Origin of the sequence: Novosphingobium sp. 63-713, assembly GCF_001898925.1 — a bacterium.
Lineage (GTDB): Bacteria > Pseudomonadota > Alphaproteobacteria > Sphingomonadales > Sphingomonadaceae > Novosphingobium.
Map to the genome: position 1 here is coordinate 386,494 of NZ_MKVS01000047.1, position 19,962 is coordinate 406,455.

16 protein-coding genes and 1 tRNA gene are annotated in these 19,962 nt (G+C 61.9%); 7 read left to right on the forward strand and 10 right to left on the reverse strand.

Translation table 11 applies throughout. The features are described 5' to 3' along the window. Positions 1-3: 3 nt before the first annotated feature. From BGP00_RS20245 to BGP00_RS20265, 5 genes are all read left to right on the forward strand, one after another. Positions 4-768, forward strand: a complete 765-nt coding sequence (locus tag BGP00_RS20245) for a YebC/PmpR family DNA-binding transcriptional regulator (RefSeq protein WP_292688529.1) — start codon at positions 4-6, stop codon at positions 766-768. 69 nt (positions 769-837) lie between these two features. Beyond that, positions 838-1,314, forward strand: a complete 477-nt coding sequence (gene ruvC / locus BGP00_RS20250; protein WP_292688530.1) for a crossover junction endodeoxyribonuclease RuvC — start codon at positions 838-840, stop codon at positions 1,312-1,314. Between the two features lie 305 nt (positions 1,315-1,619). Then, positions 1,620-2,231, forward strand: a complete 612-nt coding sequence (ruvA, locus tag BGP00_RS20255) for a Holliday junction branch migration protein RuvA (protein WP_292688531.1) — start codon at positions 1,620-1,622, stop codon at positions 2,229-2,231. A 265-nt stretch (positions 2,232-2,496) separates the two neighbouring features. After that, positions 2,497-3,537, forward strand: a complete 1,041-nt coding sequence (gene ruvB, locus BGP00_RS20260; protein ID WP_292688532.1) for a Holliday junction branch migration DNA helicase RuvB — start codon at positions 2,497-2,499, stop codon at positions 3,535-3,537. Between the two features lie 198 nt (positions 3,538-3,735). After that, on the forward strand, positions 3,736-4,434 hold the full coding sequence (locus BGP00_RS20265; protein WP_292688533.1) for a PEP-CTERM sorting domain-containing protein: 699 nt from the start codon (positions 3,736-3,738) through the stop codon (positions 4,432-4,434). 137 nt (positions 4,435-4,571) lie between these two features. Here BGP00_RS20265 and acnA read toward each other — a convergent pair whose 3' ends face one another. Together acnA and BGP00_RS20275 are read right to left on the reverse strand one after the other, a co-directional pair. Further along, on the reverse strand, positions 4,572-7,244 hold the full coding sequence (gene acnA / locus BGP00_RS20270; RefSeq protein ID WP_292688534.1) for an aconitate hydratase AcnA: 2,673 nt from the start codon (positions 7,242-7,244) through the stop codon (positions 4,572-4,574). 264 nt (positions 7,245-7,508) lie between these two features. After that, a complete protein-coding gene (locus BGP00_RS20275; protein WP_168603447.1) occupies positions 7,509-8,408 on the reverse strand; it encodes a DMT family transporter in 900 nt (299 codons plus the stop codon). A gap of 175 nt (positions 8,409-8,583) precedes the next feature. Here BGP00_RS20275 and BGP00_RS20280 point away from each other — a divergent pair, with 175 nt between their 5' ends. Further along, a complete protein-coding gene (locus BGP00_RS20280) occupies positions 8,584-10,110 on the forward strand; it encodes a L,D-transpeptidase family protein (protein WP_292688535.1) in 1,527 nt (508 codons plus the stop codon). A 48-nt stretch (positions 10,111-10,158) separates the two neighbouring features. On the opposite strand, the gene BGP00_RS20285 is transcribed toward BGP00_RS20280, so the two are convergent. Continuing rightward, positions 10,159-10,770, reverse strand: a complete 612-nt coding sequence (locus BGP00_RS20285) for a murein L,D-transpeptidase catalytic domain-containing protein (RefSeq protein ID WP_292925853.1) — start codon at positions 10,768-10,770, stop codon at positions 10,159-10,161. A gap of 60 nt (positions 10,771-10,830) precedes the next feature. Then, complete coding sequence (locus tag BGP00_RS20290; protein WP_292688536.1) at positions 10,831-11,334, reverse strand: GNAT family N-acetyltransferase; 504 nt, start codon at positions 11,332-11,334, stop codon at positions 10,831-10,833. A 167-nt stretch (positions 11,335-11,501) separates the two neighbouring features. Here BGP00_RS20290 and BGP00_RS20295 point away from each other — a divergent pair. Next, a tRNA-Gly gene (locus tag BGP00_RS20295) sits at positions 11,502-11,575 on the forward strand. Positions 11,576-11,809: 234 nt separating this feature from the next. Here BGP00_RS20295 and BGP00_RS20300 read toward each other — a convergent pair. The 6 genes from BGP00_RS20300 to BGP00_RS20325 form a co-directional block, all read right to left on the reverse strand. Continuing rightward, positions 11,810-12,976 (reverse strand): nucleotide sugar dehydrogenase, encoded by a 1,167-nt coding sequence (locus BGP00_RS20300; RefSeq protein ID WP_292688537.1) that lies wholly within the window; start codon positions 12,974-12,976, stop codon positions 11,810-11,812. Positions 12,977-13,086: 110 nt separating this feature from the next. Then, on the reverse strand, positions 13,087-13,302 hold the full coding sequence (locus BGP00_RS20305; RefSeq protein WP_292688538.1) for a hypothetical protein: 216 nt from the start codon (positions 13,300-13,302) through the stop codon (positions 13,087-13,089). A gap of 70 nt (positions 13,303-13,372) precedes the next feature. Continuing rightward, a complete protein-coding gene (locus tag BGP00_RS20310) occupies positions 13,373-15,202 on the reverse strand; it encodes a phosphoenolpyruvate carboxykinase (GTP) (protein WP_292688539.1) in 1,830 nt (609 codons plus the stop codon). Positions 15,203-15,775: 573 nt separating this feature from the next. Next, positions 15,776-16,903: a glycosyltransferase gene (locus BGP00_RS20315; RefSeq protein ID WP_292921065.1), complete on the reverse strand. Its 1,128-nt coding sequence runs from the start codon at positions 16,901-16,903 to the stop codon at positions 15,776-15,778. A 287-nt stretch (positions 16,904-17,190) separates the two neighbouring features. After that, a complete protein-coding gene (locus BGP00_RS20320; RefSeq protein WP_292688540.1) occupies positions 17,191-18,411 on the reverse strand; it encodes a glycosyltransferase family 4 protein in 1,221 nt (406 codons plus the stop codon). A gap of 235 nt (positions 18,412-18,646) precedes the next feature. Beyond that, positions 18,647-19,879, reverse strand: a complete 1,233-nt coding sequence (locus BGP00_RS20325; RefSeq protein WP_292688541.1) for an outer membrane beta-barrel protein — start codon at positions 19,877-19,879, stop codon at positions 18,647-18,649. Positions 19,880-19,962 lie beyond the last annotated feature (83 nt).

A 19,962-nucleotide genomic window follows, 5' to 3' on the forward strand; every position in this document is an offset into this window, starting at 1 on the left:
TCCATGGCAGGCCATTCCAAATTCAAGAACATCATGCACCGCAAGGGCGCTCAGGATAAGAAGCGTTCGGCGCAGTTCTCCAAGCTTTCGCGCGAAATCACCGTGGCGGCCAAGATGGGTATGCCCGATCCGGACATGAACCCGCGCCTGCGCGCCGCCGTCAACGCGGCCAAGGCCCAGTCGATGCCCAAGGACAACATCCAGCGCGCCATCGACAAGGCGAGCAAGGGCGATGCTGAAAACTATGAAGAAGTGCGCTATGAGGGCTATGGCCCGGGCGGCGTGGCGATCATCGTCGAGGCGCTGACCGACAACCGCAACCGTACCGCCACCAATGTACGCACCGCTTTTGCGAAAAACGGCGGCAACCTTGGGGCCAGCGGCGCGGTGTCGCATGGCTTTGACCGCCTCGGCCTGATCGAATATCCCGCCAGCGTGGGCGATGAGGACAAGGTGCTGGAAGCCGCCATCGAGGCCGGCGCCGAAGACGTCGAATCGGATATGGGCGATGGGGACGAAAACCCCGGCAGCCACTCGATCTGGGTTGCGGTCGATTCGCTCCACCCCGTCGCGCGCGAACTGGAAAAGGTTCTGGGCGAGGCCGAGGGCGTGAAGCTGGCCTGGCGCCCGCAGATCAAGGCGACGGTTGATGCCGATGCCGCCGCCACGCTCTTGAAGCTGATCGACGTGCTCGAAGACGATGATGACGTCCAGACCGTCTGGGGCAATTACGAAATCCCCGACGAGGTTATGGCCACGCTGGGCTGATCCGGTTTTCCGCGATCCCATAAGGGGCGGGGGGATGATCCTCCCGCCCTTTTGCTTTATAGGGCCTGCATGATAATTTTAGGCATCGACCCGGGCCTCGTTTGCACCGGATGGGGCATTGTCGCCAAATCGGGCAGCCGCATCAGCCATGTCGCCAATGGCCAGATCCGCACCGACAAGGAAGGCTCGATGGCCTCGCGCTTGCTCGAACTGGACACGACCATCGCGCGCGTGATCGAGATCTACAGGCCTGACTTCGGCGTGGTCGAGGAAATCTTCGTCAACGTGAACCCGCAATCGACGCTGAAACTGGGGCAGGCGAGGGGGGTGGCTTTGCTGTCCCTGGCCCGCGCTGGGCTGCCGGTGTCGGAATACCCTTCCAAGGTGGTGAAAAAGGCGCTGGTCGGTACCGGCGGGGCGGCCAAGGGGCAGGTGCAGCATATGCTCAAAGTGCTGCTGCCGGGGGTTAAATTGGCCGGGGCGGATGCGGCGGATGCTCTGGCCGTGGCGATTACCCATGCGCATCATGTGGGGAGTCATATTTGATCTGTTGGGGGTTTTTGCCTCCGGCGGGTTAAGGGCGGGGCCCCTTAACAATCCCGGTATTGTCTATGTTGCGCTATGGGGCGGATTGGCGCGAGAGTTGATTTTAAAGCCTGCGGCGCTTCTGGCGTTGTGCTCGCCGCGCCGCAGGCTTTAAAAGCATCGGCCCCATTTACCCCTTGGCCGTTCTTGCGCCAACCCATTAACGGGATTGCAAAGGGCCCCCGCCCTTTGCCCGCCGGAGGCAAACCTTCCCCTCCCTGTCAAAAAATGTTCCCAAATCGTTCTCCCCCGGCTAGGGTGCGCGCATGATTGCGAAACTGACCGGCATATTGGACGACTTCGGCCCCGACTGGGCTGTGATTGACGTCAATGGCGTTGGCTATCTGGTGTTCTGCTCGGGGCGGACGCTGACGGCGCTGGGCATTCGGGGCGATGCCTGCACGGTCTATACCGAGATGCAGGTGAGCGAGACGGATATGCGCCTGATCGGTTTCACCAGCGCCGGGGAGCGGGCCTGGTTCAAGCTGCTGACGGTGGTGCAGGGGGTTGGCTCCAAGGTGGCCTTGGCGATCCTGTCGGCGCTGACGGTTGAGGAATTGCAGCGCGCCTGCGCGGGCGGAGATGCCGCGATGGTCGCGCGGGCCAATGGTGTGGGGCCGAAACTGGCAGCGCGCATCGTCAATGAGTTGAAGGACAAGGCGGGGGCATTGCCGACGGGCCCGGTCGGCGCGGCGGTGTCGGCGGGTGTCGCGATGCCGGAGGGCAATGTCGCGGGCGATGTCGTCTCGGCTTTGCAGAACCTCGGCTTCAAACCCCACATCGCCGCCAGCGCCACCGACGCCGCCATCGCCGAACTGGGCGAGGAGGCGGGGGTTTCCGCGCTAATCCGCGTGGCGTTGAAGAAGGCAGCGGGATGAAGGCCGCGCTACGCTTTCTGGCCTATGGGATTTATGCGATGGTCGCAGGGGCTATCTTGCTGCGATGGTCGATGGATTTCTTGGCCGTTGGTGAACCAGAGTGCCATTTTACGGAACAAGGTTGCCCTGTGAGAAGCATATGGGAGTTGCTCTACTCTTTCGCGAGTCATTTGAGTGTCCCGTTCATGCTGGTTGTTTTGTTCAAGCATTACCGACGTTTCTTGTACCAAGTCCTTGGCCACGCACTTTCTGAACGGCCCCATCCATGACCGACAACCCCCTCCTCTCCGCCCATCGCCAGATCGAGGATATGGACGCCGCGCTGCGTCCCAAATCCTTGGCCGAATTCGTGGGGCAGGCGGCCGCCAAGGACAACCTTCGCGTTTTCATCGAATCGGCCAAATCGCGCGGCGAGGCGCTGGATCACACGCTGTTTTTCGGCCCGCCGGGGCTGGGCAAGACCACGCTGGCCCAGATCATCGCGCGCGAGTTGGGCGTCAATTTCAAGGCCACCTCCGGCCCGGTGATCGCCAAGGCAGGCGATCTGGCCGCGCTGCTGACCAATCTTGAGCATGGCGATGTGCTGTTCATCGACGAAATCCACCGCCTCAATCCGGTGGTCGAGGAAGTGCTGTACCCCGCGATGGAGGACCGCGCGCTCGATCTGATGATCGGCGAAGGCCCTTCGGCGCGCTCGGTGCGGATCGACCTGCCGCCCTTTACGCTGATCGGCGCGACCACGCGCGCGGGCCTGCTGCAAACGCCTTTGCGCGACCGTTTCGGCATTCCGGTGCGGCTGCAATTTTACAGTGTGGATGAGCTTGAACGCGTGATCTCGCGCGGGGCGGGCCTGCTGGGCATCGGCATTGCCGCCGAGGGCGCGCGAGAGATCGCCCGCCGTTCGCGCGGCACGCCGCGCGTGGCCGGGCGCCTGCTGCGCCGGGTGCGCGATTTCGCCCATGTTGCGGGCAGCGAGGTGATTACCCAGTCTATCGCCGACAATGCCTTGACCCGGCTCGAGGTCGACAATGCGGGGCTGGATGCCCAGGATCGTCGCTATCTGACGATGATCGCCGATATCTACAAGGGCGGGCCGGTGGGGGCCGACACGCTGGCGGCGGGCCTTTCCGAGCCGCGCGATACGATCGAGGAAGTGATCGAGCCTTACCTGATCCAGCTTGGCATGGTGGCGCGCACCGCGCGCGGGCGCTGCCTGAATGACCGTGGCTGGCAGCATTTGGGCCTGACCCCGCCCAGCGGACAGGGGTCGCAGGGCGGGCTGTTTGAAGCCGGCGAGGGGGAGTGAATCCCGATTCTTGTGCCATAGCAGGACACTTGTTGGTTAAGTCTTGATGAATCTTCGCCAGTCCCGATTCAGGACATGGCAAGCGCCCCCATACGGTTGTCCCCTTACCTCCGCTGCATGATCTCTCAGGTGAGGGCAGAATCGCCTTGCGTCCGAAAGGGTGCGGGCCTCTGCCGACCACAGGAAAGAGAGATTGTTATGTCGGTTCGTTTGGGGCTCGCCAAAGTTGCCGGTCTGGTGGCAGGCACCGCGCTGATTGGCGGCGGTGCGGTGCATATCGCCGAAAAGGCCAGCAGCAACAAACCGCAATATGTCAAACACGCCAAGGCCCATAAGGCCCCCGTGGTGCGCAAGGAGGTGGTGACGCGCACTGTGGTGGTTCAGAAGGATTGCTGCACCAAGACGGTGACGCGGACCGCGATGGTGCCGATGCCGCCGCCGGGCCTGCCCGCCGCCGATCTGACGCCCAACACGCCCGCCCCCGCGCCCAGCCCGCTTTCGGCAGAGCGTGCGCGCGGATACTACAGCAACTGGGGCTTTGGCGGCGGCTATATCGGCGGCTTCTTTGGCGGGACCAGCGGCAATGTGATCGTGGTGAACTCCAGCGGCTCCACCTCGGGCTCGACCTCGACCACGGGCGGCACGACCACCACCGGAGGCACAACGACGACGACCACAGGCGGCACCACCACCACCACCACCGGGGGGACTACGACCACTACCACAGGCGGTACAACCACCACGACAGGCGGCACGACGACCACAACGACGACCGGGGGCACCACCAGCACCACCGGCGGCACGCAGGTTCCCGCTCCGCCGATGCTGCTGCTGTTTGGCGGCGCGGCCGGGGCGATGTTCGCCCGCCGCCGCAAGGGCAAGACTCAGGCCGCCTGAGGCCCTCCATCCGCGTATAAAAAGGCGCCGCCGGATGATCCGGGCGGCGCCTTTTTTATGGCCCCAACAAACCTTGCGCCCATAAAAAAGGGGCGGCCCGCAAAGGCCGCCCCCTCTTTTTGGCATCAAGCGATCGCTTACGCGGCCAGCTTGCGCAGCACGTACTGCAGGATGCCGCCATTGTTGAAATACTCGATTTCATTGGCGGTATCGATGCGGCACAGCGCGGTGAAGGTGAACTTGGTGCCATCCTTGCGGGTGACTTCCACGGTCACGTCCTGACGCGGCTTGAGGCTGGCAACGCCGTGGATCGTGAACGAGCAATCACCGTCCAGGCCCAGGGTCTGGCGGTTTTCGCCATCCTTGAACTGCAGCGGCAGCACGCCCATGCCGACCAGGTTCGAGCGGTGGATACGCTCGAAGCTTTCGACGATCACGGTGCGCACGCCCAGCAGGTTGGTGCCCTTGGCGGCCCAGTCACGCGACGAACCGGTGCCATATTCCTTGCCCGCGATCACCACCAGCGGCGTACCGTCGGCCTTGTGCTTCTGGGCAACGTCGAACACGGCGCCGACTTCTTCACCATAGCGGCTCATGCCGCCTTCGATGCCGGGGACCATTTCGTTCTTGATGCGGATGTTGGCAAAGGTGCCGCGCATCATCACTTCGTGGTGGCCACGGCGCGCGCCATAGCTGTTGAAGTCGGCCTTGGCGACCTGACGCTCCATCAGCCATTCACCAGCGGGGCTGTCGGCCTTGATGTTGCCAGCGGGGCTGATGTGGTCGGTGGTGATCGAATCGCCCAGGATCAGCAGCGGCTTGGCTTCGATGATGTCCTGAACCGGGGCCGGTTCCATGGTCATGCCTTCGAAGTAGGGCGGGTTGGCGACATAGGTCGAACCGGCCTGCCACTTGTAGGTTTCCGAGCCGGTGACGTTGATCGCCTGCCAGTGCTTGTCGCCCTTATAGACGTCGGCATAGCGGGCCATGAACATCGGACGGTCCATGCAGCCGGCCATCGTGGTGGCGACTTCTTCGTTGGTCGGCCAGATGTCCTTGAGGAACACGTCCTTGCCTTCGTTCGACACGCCGATCGGGGTGGTGGTGAAATCTTCGATCACCGTGCCCTTGAGCGCATAGGCCACCACCAGCGGCGGCGAAGCGAGGAAGTTGGCGCGCACGTCGGGCGAGACGCGGCCTTCGAAGTTGCGGTTGCCCGAGATCACGGCGGCGGCGACGAGGCCGTTTTCGTTGATCGCCTTGCTGATCGGTTCGGCCAGCGGACCCGAGTTGCCGATGCAGGTGGTGCAGCCATAGCCGACCAGGTTGAAGCCGACATTGTCGAGGTGCTTCTGGAGACCGGCCTTTTCGAGGTAGTCGGTGACGACCTGCGAACCGGGGGCGAGCGACGTCTTGACCCAGGGCTTGGGCTTGAGGCCCAGCTCGTCGGCCTTCTTGGCAACCAGACCGGCAGCCACCAGAACCGAGGGGTTCGAGGTGTTGGTGCAGGAGGTGATCGCCGCGATAGTCACGTCGCCGTCGCCGATGTCAAAGTCCTTGCCTTCGACCGGAACGCGGGTCTGGGCCTTCTTGTAGACATTGGCCATGTCGGCGTTGAACACGTCGTCCACTTCGGGAAGCGAGACGCGGTCCTGCGGACGCTTGGGACCGGCAAGCGAGGGAACGACCGTCGAGAGGTCGAGTTCGAGCGTGCTCGAGAAGATCGGTTCGACGGCGGGGTCGATCCAGAAGCCCTGCTCCTTGGCATAGGCTTCGACCAGTTCGATCTGGCCTTCGTCGCGGCCGGTCAGACGCAGATAGTCCAGCGTCTTGCCGTCAATGCCGAAGAAGCCGCAGGTCGCGCCATATTCGGGGGCCATGTTGGCCAGCGTGGCGCGGTCGGCCAGCGACAGGTCGGCAAGGCCGGGGCCGAAATATTCGACGAAACGGCCCACCACGCCATGCTTGCGCAGCATGTTGGTGGCGGTCAGCACGAGGTCGGTCGCGGTCACGCCTTCCTTGAGCTTGCCGGTGAACTTGAAGCCGACCACTTCGGGGATCAGCATCGAGACGGGCTGACCCAGCATCGCGGCTTCGGCCTCGATGCCGCCCACGCCCCAGCCCAGCACGCCAAGGCCGTTGACCATGGTGGTGTGGCTGTCGGTGCCGACGCAAGTGTCGGGATAGGCAACGGTTTCGCCGTTCTGGTCAACGCTGGTCCACACCGCCTGCGCGATGTTTTCCAGGTTCACCTGGTGGCAGATACCGGTGCCCGGCGGCACGGCATAGAAATTGTTGAGCGACTTGGAACCCCACTTCAGGAAGTCATAGCGCTCCATGTTGCGGTGATATTCGATCTCCACGTTCTGTTCGAACGCCTTGGGATGACCGAATTCGTCCACCATCACCGAGTGGTCGATGACGAGGTTGACGGGAACCAGCGGGTTGATCTTCGACGTGTCGCCGCCCAGCTTGGCGATGGCATCGCGCATCGCGGCAAGGTCGACCACGCAGGGCACGCCCGTGAAGTCCTGAAGCAGCACGCGCGCGGGGCGGTACTGGATTTCGTTCGACGATTCGCTGGGGTTCTTCTGCCAGTCGACGATCGCCTGGATGTCGGCGGTCGAAACGGTGAAACCACCGTCTTCAAAGCGCAGCAGGTTTTCCAGCAGCACTTTCATCGAGAACGGCAGGCGGCTGATGTCGCCAAACTTTTCGGCGGCCTTCTTCAGCGAATAATAAGCGACTTCCTTGCCACCGGCGCTCAGTTTCGAGCGGGTGCCGAGCGAGTCCTGTCCGACCTGGGTCATACGGGCGTCTTCCTCACCTCAATTGGCCCAGAGACGAAAAAGACGAAAAGGCGCGTTCAGGCGCGATCTCGCCCGCCTTTGGGCGGTTGCAGCATGAGGGCCGATGCGCGTGATTCCGCCCCGCGTCAAGGGCGCGAAAGGTGGAAAAAGGAATGAAGAGCGGCAGGTTGCCGCGATATTGTTGCTATTGCGAATTGTTATCTGAAATAAGCGTAAAAGGCCGCCGGATTGTCGGAGAAATGCCCTTTGCCACGGTGCGCGCGATCACAGCGCGACCTGCTCGGTATGCTCGCCTTTCTGTCCCCCCGCGCCCAGCCAGCAGCCCGCCACGACCAGCACTGCGCCGCCCAGCGTGTAGAGATCGAGCCTTTCGCCAAACCAGATCCAGCCCATCAGCGCGGCCCAGAGAAAACCCGAATATTCCACCGGCAGCAGCCGATGCGCCGGCGCCCGCGCCCAGCCCCATGACAGCAGCATCAGCGAGACAAAAGACAGGCCCGCAGACCCGGTCAGATCGCGCCAGACCGTCCCTTGCGGGATGGGCGGCATGCCGATCACCAGACCCGCAAGGGTCAGGAAGCAGGCGGTAAACAAGGATTGGAAAAAGGCGATTTCGGCGGGCGGGGCCATTTGCGCCTGATGGCGCTGCATCACCAGATTGGCGGCATAGAGCACCGCCGAGCCCAGTAGCGCGAGCATCCCGTGCCATGCGTCCTGCGCCAGCGCGCCGCCCACCTGCATCCGCCCCAGCCCGATCACGCCCACCCCCAGCAGCCCCAGCACCGAGGCCCCCAGCGCGCGCCGCGTGATCGCCTCGCCAAGCGTCAAACCGGCCATGAAAAGCGCAATGATCGGCGCGATGAACGACAGCGCCATGCCCACCGCCATCGGCGTGCGCACAATGCCCCAGAAAAAGGCGAAAGCCATCGCGCTGGTGACGCCCGCGCGCATGGCATGCATCGCCATACGCCGTCCCGGCCACGCCCCCGGATGGGCGATTTGCCACACCGCCAGGCCAAAACCCGCCCCGATGATGTTGCGCCAAAGCAAGGCCGCATGCACCCCGGTATCGATCGACGCCCGCTTCATCAGCGCGTCCATCACGCTGAAACTGGCAATTCCGCCCGCGGCGGCAACTAGGGGAAGAAACAAAGGGCGCGCCATGATCGTTAAGACCCTAGCGGGCTTGCGCCAAGCCGTCACTATGAGAAGGTAGGTCGAGCTTGCATGCGGCGCGGTGTTCAGCCAACAGACAGGGGCAATGCTGGAAGGTGTGCGACGAACTGTGCTTGGCTGTCGTTGAATTGAGTGGTTTGGGCCGGGCGAAAAGGGGCGTTGAATGATGATGAACACGCGCAAGCTGATGATGGGCGGAATGATTCTGGCCTTGGGGACGGGGCTGGGCGCCCTTTATCCCGCCATGGCGCAGGATCGTCCGATCGAGGGCAAGCAGGGGCTGGGCAAGCTGCCCAACGTGCGCCCGGCCAGCATGGCGACACCCGCGCCCACACCCACCGGCAGCGCGACGCCCAGCCCCCGACCCGGCGCCTCCCCCAGCGCGTCCCCCAGTCCGCGCCCGAGCGCAACCCCCAGTGCCGGACCGACCCTGCGGCCCACGCCATTGCCGACCCCTTCGGCCACCCCTTCCGGCACGCCGACCCCCTATCCCACGCCCAGCCCGTCGCCGGGCGCTACGCCGGTGCAGGAAGCGGTGGTCAACTGGACCGTGGCCGATGCGGGCGATTTGCTGGCCGCGATCATGGCGATCGGCGAGGAGGGCCTGTTTCCGGCCGATTATCAACCCGATGCGCTGCGCGCCGCGATTAAGGCCGGGGCGGGCGACGCGCTGGACCAGCAGGCCAGCAAGAGTTTCGCATGGCTGGTCGAGGATCTGCGCGATGGGCGCACGCCGATGACCGCGCGGGTGCAATGGTTTGCCGTCGATCCCGATCAGGATGACAACCCCACCACCGCGCTGATGCAGCGCGCCACCACCAACCATGACGTGCCCGGCACGCTGGCGGGCCTCGCGCCGACCTATCCCGATTATGCCGCGCTCAAAGAAGCGCTGGCCGCCACGCCCAAGGCGCAGACCAAGCTGCGCGATGCGATTCGCATCAATATGGATCGCTGGCGCTGGTTGCCGCGCGATCTGGGGCCGGTCTATCTGATCACCAATGTGCCCGAGTTTCAGCTGCGCCTTGCGGTCAATGGCCGCAACATCCGCACCTATCGCACCATCGTGGGCAAGCCGGGCCGCACCGCCACGCCGCAATTGGCCGAAAAGGTCGAGGCGGTGGTGTTCAACCCGACATGGACCGTGCCGCAATCCATCGTCGTGGGCGAGGGGCTGGGCCAGCAATTGCTCGCCCGCCCGCGCGCCGGCTATAAGGTGACGCGGATGGAGGACGGCAGCCTGCAGGTGGTGCAGCAGCCGGGCAACAGCAATTCACTGGGCCGGATGAAGATCGACATGCCCAATCCTCATGCGATCTATCTGCATGATACGCCGTCGAAAAAGCTCTTCGATGCGTCGGTGCGCGCTTTCTCGCATGGCTGCATCCGCACCGATCGCGCGGTGGAACTGGGCATGACGATGGCCATTCTGGGCGCGGGGATGAGCCAGGAAGATGCCGTGGCCACGTTTGAGGCGGGCAAGTACAAGAAGGTGCCGATGACACGGACCTTCCCGGTCTATCTCACCTATTTCACCTATGGCCGCGACATCAACGGTTCGCTGGCGGCCTTCAACGATCTCTATGGCCGCGATGGGCCGGTGATCGACAGTTTCCATGCGCCGCGCGCGCTGCACACGACCCAGCGCAAGAGCAATGAGGAAGTGATCAAGCTGGATAACCCGCTGTAATCGGCGGGGGGCGGCGCTGCTGAACCGATCAGCGGCGCCGCGCCGGGCTCACGCCTCGCTGATGCGGTCGGCGTAAAGCAGGCGGCCCGCCCCCAGATGACCCAGCACAAGGCTGAAATCCTCGGGCGCCATGGCAAAGCAGCCTTCCGAACGGCCCAGCTTGCCGAATTTGGACACCATATCGGGCGCGGCATACCATGCCGGGTGCATCACGATGGCGCGGTCGAACGCATTGGAATTGTCTAGATCCAGCCCGCGCAGCCGCATCGAGGCGCCATATTTGCCCTCATACTGGCCCGCGGTCAGATAGGCCCCGCGCGAGGTGGCATAGGAGCCGACGCTGTTCGAAAACTGTTTGAGCCAGCCGACATGGGCCGGGTCCGACCCGCGACCATGGGCCACCAGATGCGAACGCACCGCGCCGCCGACCATGTCGACAAAGTGCAGCCGCGCGTCATGCGAAGGCTTGCTGAAGTCGGCAATGGCCACGACATCGGGGCGTGCCAGCATCGCGCCGACGCGATCCCGCTCGCGCATGGCGATGCCCACCACGCGGCGTTCATATTCGGAGAGGCCCGAAGCCTGTGCGGCAACACGCAGGGGAGTGGCCATGGCGACCCCGCCAAGGGCCAGTCCACCCAACAATGCACGACGGCTCAACACGTTATTCTGATTCGCGATTCCCATGTCTGTTGCAATAGGGCAACGGGGTAAATTTTTCTATTCACCTGCGATGGAATCACGCGAGTCAGCGGCGAGTTGAGCCAAAGTTGCGCCATCAACGCGCATCACTGTCCATTGTTCCATCGGTTTTGCGCCCATGCGGCGATAGAATTCGATCGAGGGGGTGTTGCAGTCCAGCACGCTCCATTCCAGCCGCGCGCAGCCCCGATCCTGCGCCAGAGCGGCCAGATGGAGCAGCAAAGCCTTGCCCAGCCCCGAGCCGCGCGCGGCGGGGCGGACATAGAGATCCTCCAGATAAATGCCCGGACGGCCCTCGAAGGTGGAGAAATTGTGGAAGAAGAGCGCGAAACCCTGCGGCGTCCCGTCGATCTGGCCGATCACCACCTCGGCCATCGGGTGTGGGCCGAACAGGTGGCGGGTCAGCGCAGCCTCGTCAAAACGGACCTCGTGCGAGAGCTTCTCATATTCGGCCAGGTCGCGGATCAATTGCGCGATCAGGGGAATGTCATCAGGCGTGGCTGGGCGGATCGTGTTGGTCATGATGCGCGGTTTAGCCCGATTTGCGCTTCTGGGAAGCATAAGGGGCGATTTTGCAAAAACTTGTATTGACCAATGCCGTTCGACTGTGGCAATCGGCCCGTCTGTCTGAGGGGATATGCCCTGTTTCAGGCATCGCAAGCGAAAGCCCCAATGCTTTCAACGCGCCTGCGGGTGTAGCTCAATGGTAGAGCAGCAGCTTCCCAAGCTGAATACGAGGGTTCGATTCCCTTCACCCGCTCCAATTTCCCCCCCAATCACACCTTCATTCGCGTCTCGAAAGAGATTGGAAATCTGCCATATTCTTGGCTTCGATTCGCCTGCTGGGGTCCGACCTTGTTCGCTGGCGGCCCGGCCTGCCCTCATGAATGGCCGTTGAGAGAGTTCTCAGTGGGTCGCCGGTTTCATGGCCAAACAACACACCCGGGAGGCGATATGCTTCCCGGGTGTGCATTGTACCGAAGCTTTTGCTCCCCGATTAATCGGAGCCGAAGAGGTCGCGCGTAAAGACCTTGTCTTTGACGTCTTCCAGTGTCTTGGTCATGCGATTGGCGATGATCACGTCGCATTGCGCCTTGAAACTGTCGAGGTCGCGGACCACCGGCGAGCCGAAAAAGTCATCCGAAGCCATGGCCGGTTCAAACACGACCACAGGGATGCCTTTGGCCTTGACCCGCTTCATGATGCCCTGGATCGAGGACTGGCGGAAATTGTCCGAGCCGGCCTTCATCACCAACCGGTAAACGCCCACGGTCTTGGGCTTCTTTTCGATGATCTGCTCGGCCAGGAAATCCTTGCGGGTGCGGTTGGCATCGACGATCGCGCGGATGAGATTTTGCGGAACCTCGGAATAGTTCGCCAGCAATTGCTTGGTGTCCTTGGGCAGGCAATAACCGCCATAGCCAAAGCTGGGATTGTTGTAATGCTGGCCAATGCGCGGGTCCAGACATATGCCGTTGATGATCTGGCGCGTGTCCATCCCGCCCGCGATGGCATAGCTGTCCAACTCGTTGAAGAAGGCAACCCGCATGGCCAGATAGGTGTTGGCAAACAATTTGATCGCTTCGGCTTCATTGCTGTTGGTGCAGAGAACCTCGATGTCCTTCTTCTCTGCCCCCTCGACCAGCAGATCGGCAAAGATGCGGGCGCGTTCGGACTGTTCGCCCACGATGATGCGCGAGGGGTGGAGATTGTCGTAAAGCGCGCGGCCTTCGCGCAGGAATTCGGGGCTGAAGATCACTTGCTCCACCCCCAGCCGTTCACGCACGCTTTGGATGAAGCCGACGGGAATGGTTGATTTGACCACGATCGTGGCCTTGGGGTTGATCCGGGCCGCGATCTTGATGACCTCCTCGACCGAAGAGGTGTCGAACTTGTTGGTTTCGACATCGTAATTGGTGGGCGTGGCCACGATCACATAGTCGGCCCCGGTCAGGGCTTCGGTTGCATCCAGCGTGGCCAGCAGGTTCAACGGACGGTTGGCAAGAAAATCCTCGATCTCGGGATCCGAAATGGGCGACTTGCGCGCATTCAGCATGGCAACGCGTTCGGCCGAAATATCGACAGCGGCCACTTCATGGTTCTGGGCCAGCAGGATCGCATTAGCAAGGCCGACATAACCGAGGCCAAAAACTGTTATCTTCATTTCGAATACTCTCGTTTGTCATGACGCCGGTGGAGGTTATCCATCGAAATATTCGCATTATGGGTTCTTGCGCGAGTTTTCCGCCTGAGCAACGAGGTGCTTTTTGCCCCTCAGGCCGGGATGGTCAATGATTTTATGCTGCACTCGCGCGAAGGCCATGGGGAAGGTGGTGTGCCCATGATCTTAGCGATCTTGCAGCCGATGTCCTGTGCATTTTGGTCCGCGCTGGAACCATAGCTGAGGAATGTGGCGGCAACGGGGGCGATAATGGCCATTAAATTTCTGTAAAAAGGCTTTTTTTCCGCTTGGGTGCCGATGCTCTCCATCCCGGTCGGGCAAAGCAAAACCCCCGACGCATGGCGCCGGGGGTTGTGTCTAAACTCTTGCTGCGGTTGCTCAGGCCTTGGCCAGGCGGGCCTCCAGCGCAGCCTGTTGCTCCAGGATCGCCTCGGGAAGGGCGCCCAGCGCGGCCAGATCACGGCCATTGCCCTCAGCTTCCTCGCGCCAGCCATCGATGCTGACGGTCATCAGCTCGGCGTACTGCTCGGGCGTGATGGACAGGCCCGTCAGGTCGATGCCGCCTTCGACCGGGTGACGGCCGATGACGCTCTCGGTGGCATCCGCCTTGCCCTGCGCCCGCTCGATCACCCACTTCACCACGCGGATGTTGTCGCCATAGCCGGGCCACAGGAACTTGCCGCCGCTCTTGCGGAACCAGTTGACCAGATAGATCTTGGGCAGGTTCGCGCCGCCATGGGCGACCTTGCCGGCCATATCGACCCAGTGCTTGAAGTAGTCGCCCATCGCATAGCCGCAGAAGGGCAGCATGGCGAAGGGATCACGGCGCAGGGCGCCGATCTTGTTTTCCGCCGCCGCCGTGCCTTCCGAGGCAAGGTTGGCCGCGAGGTAAACGCCATGGTTCCAGTCAAACGCTTCGGTGACGAGCGGCACCGAAGTGGCGCGGCGGCCGCCGAACAGGAAGGCCGAGATCGGCACACCGGCGGGATCTTCCCATTCCGGCGCGATCGAGGGGCATTGCGCGGCAGGCACCGCGAAACGGGCATTGGGGTGGGCCGCAGGCTTGCCGCTGGCCGGATCATAGGGATTGCCCTGCCAGTCGATCAGACCCTCGGGCACTTCCCTGGTCAGCCCTTCCCACCACACGTCGCCATCGGCGGTCAGCGCCGTGTTGGTGTAGATGGCATTGGCGTAGAGCGTTTCGACCGCGTTCTTGTTGGTCTCCACCCCCGTGCCGGGGGCCACGCCGAAGAAGCCCGCTTCCGGATTGATCGCATAGAGGCGGCCGTCCTTGCCGGGGCGCATCCATGCAATATCATCGCCGATGGTTTCCACCTTCCAGCCGGGCAGGGTGGATTCGAGCATCGCCATATTGGTCTTGCCGCAGGCCGAGGGGAAAGCGGCCGCCACATAATGCGCCTCGCCCTCGGGCGGGGTGACCTTCAGGATCAGCATATGTTCGGCCAGCCAGCCATCGTCACGCGCCATCACGCTGGCGATGCGCAGCGCGAGGCACTTCTTGCCCAGCAGCGCATTGCCGCCATAGCCCGAACCATAGGACCAGATCTCGCGCGTTTCGGGATAGTGGACGATCCACTTTTCATCGTTGCAGGGCCACACCACATCCTTGACGCCTTCGGTCAGCGGCATGCCGACGGTGTGGACGCAGGGAACGAAGAAGCCGTCGCGGCCCAGCATGTCCAGAGCAGGCTGGCCCATGCGCGCCATGATGCGCATCGAGAGCACGACATAGGCGCTGTCGGTCAGTTCGACGCCCACCACGCTGCTTTCCGAACCCAGCGGGCCCATGCAGAAGGGGACGACATACATCGTGCGCCCTTCCATGCAGCCCGCGAAAAGGCCGTCCAGCGTTTCGCGGGTTTCGGCCGGATCGCGCCAGTTGTTGGTCGGCCCGGCGCCTTCGGGCGTTTCGGAACAAATGAAGGTGCGGCTTTCCACGCGGGCCACGTCGCGCGGGTCCGAACGGGTGTAAAAGCTGTTGGGGCGCTTGTCCTGCGCCAAGCGCACCAGCGTGCCGGCATCCACCAGTTGCGAGGTCAGGCGATCCCATTCCTCCTGCGAGCCGTCGCACCACACGATGTCCTTCGGACGGGTGAGCGCGGCGACCTCTTCAACCCAGTCGATCAGGCGCTGGTTGCGGGTCGGGGCGGTCAGAACCGAATCGGGGGAAAGGGTGTCTTGGGTCATCGCGTTCCTCACCTGTGCCAAATGCAAGCGTGAATTCGAATGCTTTGGCTGCATAACATACCTATGCGCTATCAGCACAAGCGCCCCTCGTCGAGGCCTCTTGCGATGGAATTGCTCATCAATCGGCTAGGCGGCGACAATTTGGGGAATATTTTTGATCCGATTGGAATTATGTGCAGTGCAGCATGAAAAAACCAGTCAATAACCCAGACAATATACGTCAATTCGCGGTGCGGGCGGTCGTTTTATGTATGACATATCGAGGGTTTAGCTGAAGCAATACCGGTTTGGCCGAATCACTTAGCTGGTCATGCCGCTGCATGGAAAAGGCATCGCCAAACAATTTGGGCGATCAAGGCGGAGTTTGGCTCGCTGGTGTTTCCATTCCGGGGATGGCAGTCCCGTCCTCATCTGCCGGTTCAGCAGCAAAGGCCCCCACCGGAATATTCCGGCAGAGGCCCATGGGAAGAACTGTAAAGTCTCAGCTTGGCGTTTGGCCGCATTCCTAAAGCCCTACCGCAAGGCCGTGGCAGCGCCCCCCTTTCCGCTATCGGAGGAGCAGGCTGCGTAAGCCTAATCGCGCGAGGCAGCGGGGGCCCAGGTCTGATAGGTCTTGCCCTGCAGCGAGTCCATGACGCCATAGAAAGTGGCCACGATGGACAGAAAGATCTGATAACCGCTGCGAAACAGCGGGATATCCATCATGCCCAAAACAATGGCGACAATGGTCAGGGCCGCCACGAAGCCCGCCCAGGCATATTGCCCGGCCAGAACAAGCGCGGTCATCAGGAAGGCAAGGCTGAGCCCAAGCACAGGAAGCCCAAGCCAGCGGATGTATTTGTGGGCGACATACTTGTAGATGTCGCGCCCATTGTAATGTTGGCAAATGCTCGACCAAAGGTGGCGGTGCGTGTTGAACGCGCGACATGCGATGCGCCGCTTGCGCCGGAATTCATCGCTCGATGACGTAGCGTTCTTTTCATAAGCGATCACATCGGTGGCATGGATCAGGCGTTTGCCGTGAAACGTAACGCTCATCGATGTGACCATATCATCCAGCAGATGCGCAGGCACGACCGGATAAAGCGACCGCCGCGTTGCAAAGATCGAGCCATCGGCGCCCATGATGGACCCGGAGCGCGATTCCAGCCGCTTGATCATTTCTTCCAGGCGCCAATAGAGGCCGCCTACCTTTGCCGTCGAACTGGCATCTTCGTTGATATATTTTAGCGTGCCCGCCACCCCGCCGATCGAAGGATCCGTGAAATAGCGCAGAAGAGGCGTGATGGACTGGGGGTCAAGAATGACATTGGCATCGGTGAACACGACGACTTCGCCTTTGGCCTTTGCCACCATGTGGCGCATGCCGGTGGCTTTGCCGGCTCTTTCGGTGCCGCTCATTACATGGATGATGTCATCATTGGCCTTGAGGATGTCGAGCGTATTGTCCGCGCTGCAATCCGAATAGGCGATGATCTCGATATCGGGGTGCATCGCCTTGATCGCTCGCAGGTTCTCGATCTTTCCCGGCAGGGCCCGCGCTTCATTATAGGCGGAGAAGACGAAAGTCGCGCTGGGCAGCGGTGCATTGGGATCGATATGGACAGGTTTTTCGCGGAACCAGGACAGGCTCCACGGGTAGACAGTATAGGGGAACAGAAAGAGGAATATCAGAATTATCGCCAGCAGAGCGCAAAACATGAACATGCCAACAGCCTCATAATTGGTGATCGAGCGCGTCTATCAGGCCGGATTTGCACCATTGGCCCCAGAGCAGTCAGATCGCATATCCCAGTCCATTGCTGCGATTGCGGTATCGTATAGTCACGCCGGAGTCTTTGCCACGCGGAAAAGGACGGAAATCCGTTCATTCATTCGGAATATTTGCTTTATCCGATCATTATTAGAACCGATTCAGAGAGTTTTTCTTAGGGATATGTCCCTAACCCTCTCGTTATGACCTTGGCCGCCCGCACAGGCGTCCTCGCTCAGGCCCGTTTGTCTGTCGATGGCCGGGTGCGCTCTGTCATCAACTGTCGCAATCGTTTCATGCAAATGGAAACTTCAAATTCGGCCAGAACATGCGCTCGCCCGCTTTCTGCCAGGCGCGCGCGTTCCTGCTCATCATGGGCCAGCCTGACGATGGCCGCGCCCAGCGTCTCTGCATCGCGTTCGGGCACCAGCACGCCGTGCCCATCTCCGGCCAATTCCACGATGCCGCCATTAGGCGTGGTGATAACCGGCAGACCGGCCCCCATGGCCTCGATCAGGAAGACCGGAATCCCTTCCTTGTCGCCATCGTCGGTGGTGATGCTGGGCAGAACGCCTGCATCGAAACGGCCGCTCATCAAAGCCTCAAGCAGGGTGGCATGGGCGGTTGCTCCATGCCAGACAATGGAATCGACCAGCCCGAGCCTGTCACTTTGGGCCTTTAACTCCGCCATCATCGGCCCGTCGCCGAACACTTCGAGCACGCAATCCACGCCTTGCGCCTTGGCAACGGCCATCGCGTCCAGCAGATAGGGATGCCCCTTTTTGCCCGCCAGACGCGCGGCGATGGCCATGCGAAACGGAATGGCCGGTCCTGCCCGCCGGGGCGCCGGGCTTTCGGCCACATGGACGCCCATATGCAGCACCTCCAGATTCATCGGCGTGCGGCCGACGTTGGTGCGGATTTCATCGGCGCCCGGCCCGTCAATGGCGCGCACAAAGGTTGCGCCTCCGGCCTTCCAGTCGAGCAGATTGTTGAGGGCAATGTCAAAGCGGTGCGCGGTCATGCTGTAGGGCACCCCTGCGACATGGGCCGCCACCACACCCATCGTAGCCGGCGCGGCGGCAAAATGGATATGTACGTGATCGAACCCGTCCCGGCGCAGGCGGCGCCCCAGCCACAGGCCCTTGGGAAAGACATAAAGATTGCGCAGCTTCAGGTTAAGGCTTCTGGCCCTCAACATTTGACCCAACAGGTGCAGCGTGCGCGCAGGATGCGCCAGCGTCTCCGCCAATGCCGCCGTCAGGATGCTGAAAGAGAGGACCGGCGCTCCGATTGTGTAATCCAGCAAGCCCCGGTCATGGAGGACCGGCCCATCCACCAGCGGCGCAAACCAGACATCCCAGCCATGCGCCCGGTGGTCGGCCACTTCGGGCAAAATGAAGGCGTCGGTTGTGCCAAAAGGTATCTGTTTGTTAACGTAGGCAACCTTCATCATTACACCTTACATGATAGCACCCGCGACCATCGGCCGAGAGGTGGGATGCCGGGCGCGGGTCAGGTGAGTTTATGCTCTTTCGCACTTCCGGCCGTTCAGAGGCGTCATGGGCGCGAACCGGGCTTTCGTGCGGACTGATCCGAAGCGACCGTTGCCCGTTCGAAAATCCGATGCCGCAAATCCGATGGTCCAAATCCGATGTCTGCGCCCGCTGAGAAGGCAAGGCGCACCGGCATTACCATTGGGCCATGATGCTGGTGAAAAGCCGCAGATCCTTGAAATTCTGGCCCGCATTGGCGCCCACCGAGCTGCGGTCGAGATAGGTCACCGATGGCATCAGCTTTAAATGGCGGTTGATCGAATAGATCGCGCCGACGGAAAACTGTTTCTGCGTATCGTTGCGCGACAAGGCGACGAAATCGTCGCGCTCATAATCAACGCCGGCATAGACCAAGGCATAGCGCAGGAGTTCGTGGTCGATCCGGAATTTCGCGGCTGTGGCGAAATAGCCGGGTGAACGGGCATTGATCGCGTCCTCGATCTTGCGGGTGGCCTGAATGTTGACCGTGGTCAGTTCGGTCGCCAGCCATTGCGCGCGTGCATCGAATGTGAAGCCGCTGATCGGGCGGTAATAGGACAGGTCGTAATCGCGCTGTTCATATCCGGCACCGATCATGATGCGAACCAGGTTGTCGATCGAGAAATTGCCCCCGCCGATGAGGCGCACAGTATGGTTGCTGCGCAACGGCTGGCTGGGCGTTTCCACGTGATAGGTGGCCTGATTATAGGCCCCTTCGCCAAACAGGGCAAAGCTGGGCATGATGGCAAATTCGGTGCGCAGCGCGGAATTGTACTCTGTGCGGTTGCGGAACCGTTGCGGCAAAAGGCTGCCGGTCAAACTGGTCGCATCCGAATATTCCAGATCGTTGACCTTCTGGCTTGCCGTGAAGCGCAGGCGGTTCAGGACAAAAGTGCCCCGCACGGTGGCGTCGGTCTGGTTATAACCTATCGTTCCGGCCGAATTCTGGGGGAATGAACCTGAATTCTGGGCTTCGAAAGCGCGCCCGCGATGGATCAGCGCCACGATATTGCTCTGATCCGCACCCAGATCGATCCGCCCGGTGGCCTGAAGCGAATAGGCGGCCTCGCTTCGCACCGTTTGCGTCGCGAATTGTTTCAGACCGGCGCTGCCGCTGAATTCCAGCTGGTGGCGATTCCACTGGCTGGTCAGCGTTCCCTGCGGGTTGAACGTGACATAGGCATCGCCCACGGTATTGCGGGTCTGGCCGTACACGTTCGTGCTGTAGCCCGCGCCCACCGAGGCGGCGGGAAAGAACACGAAGGAACCGACATGCAGCCCAAGCGGCTCCAGTTCGGTATGGGGGCGATCACGGACAGCATAGCCTTGGCTGGCCTTCAGGTTGAAGGGGATGTCCGAACCGAGAAAATCGCCGGAATCCTGCGCCATGGCTGGCACAGGCGCCAGCAATGCCAGAACAGTCGCTCCAAAACCCATCCAGTGCGGACGGAATCGTGCCCGATGGGGCTGGC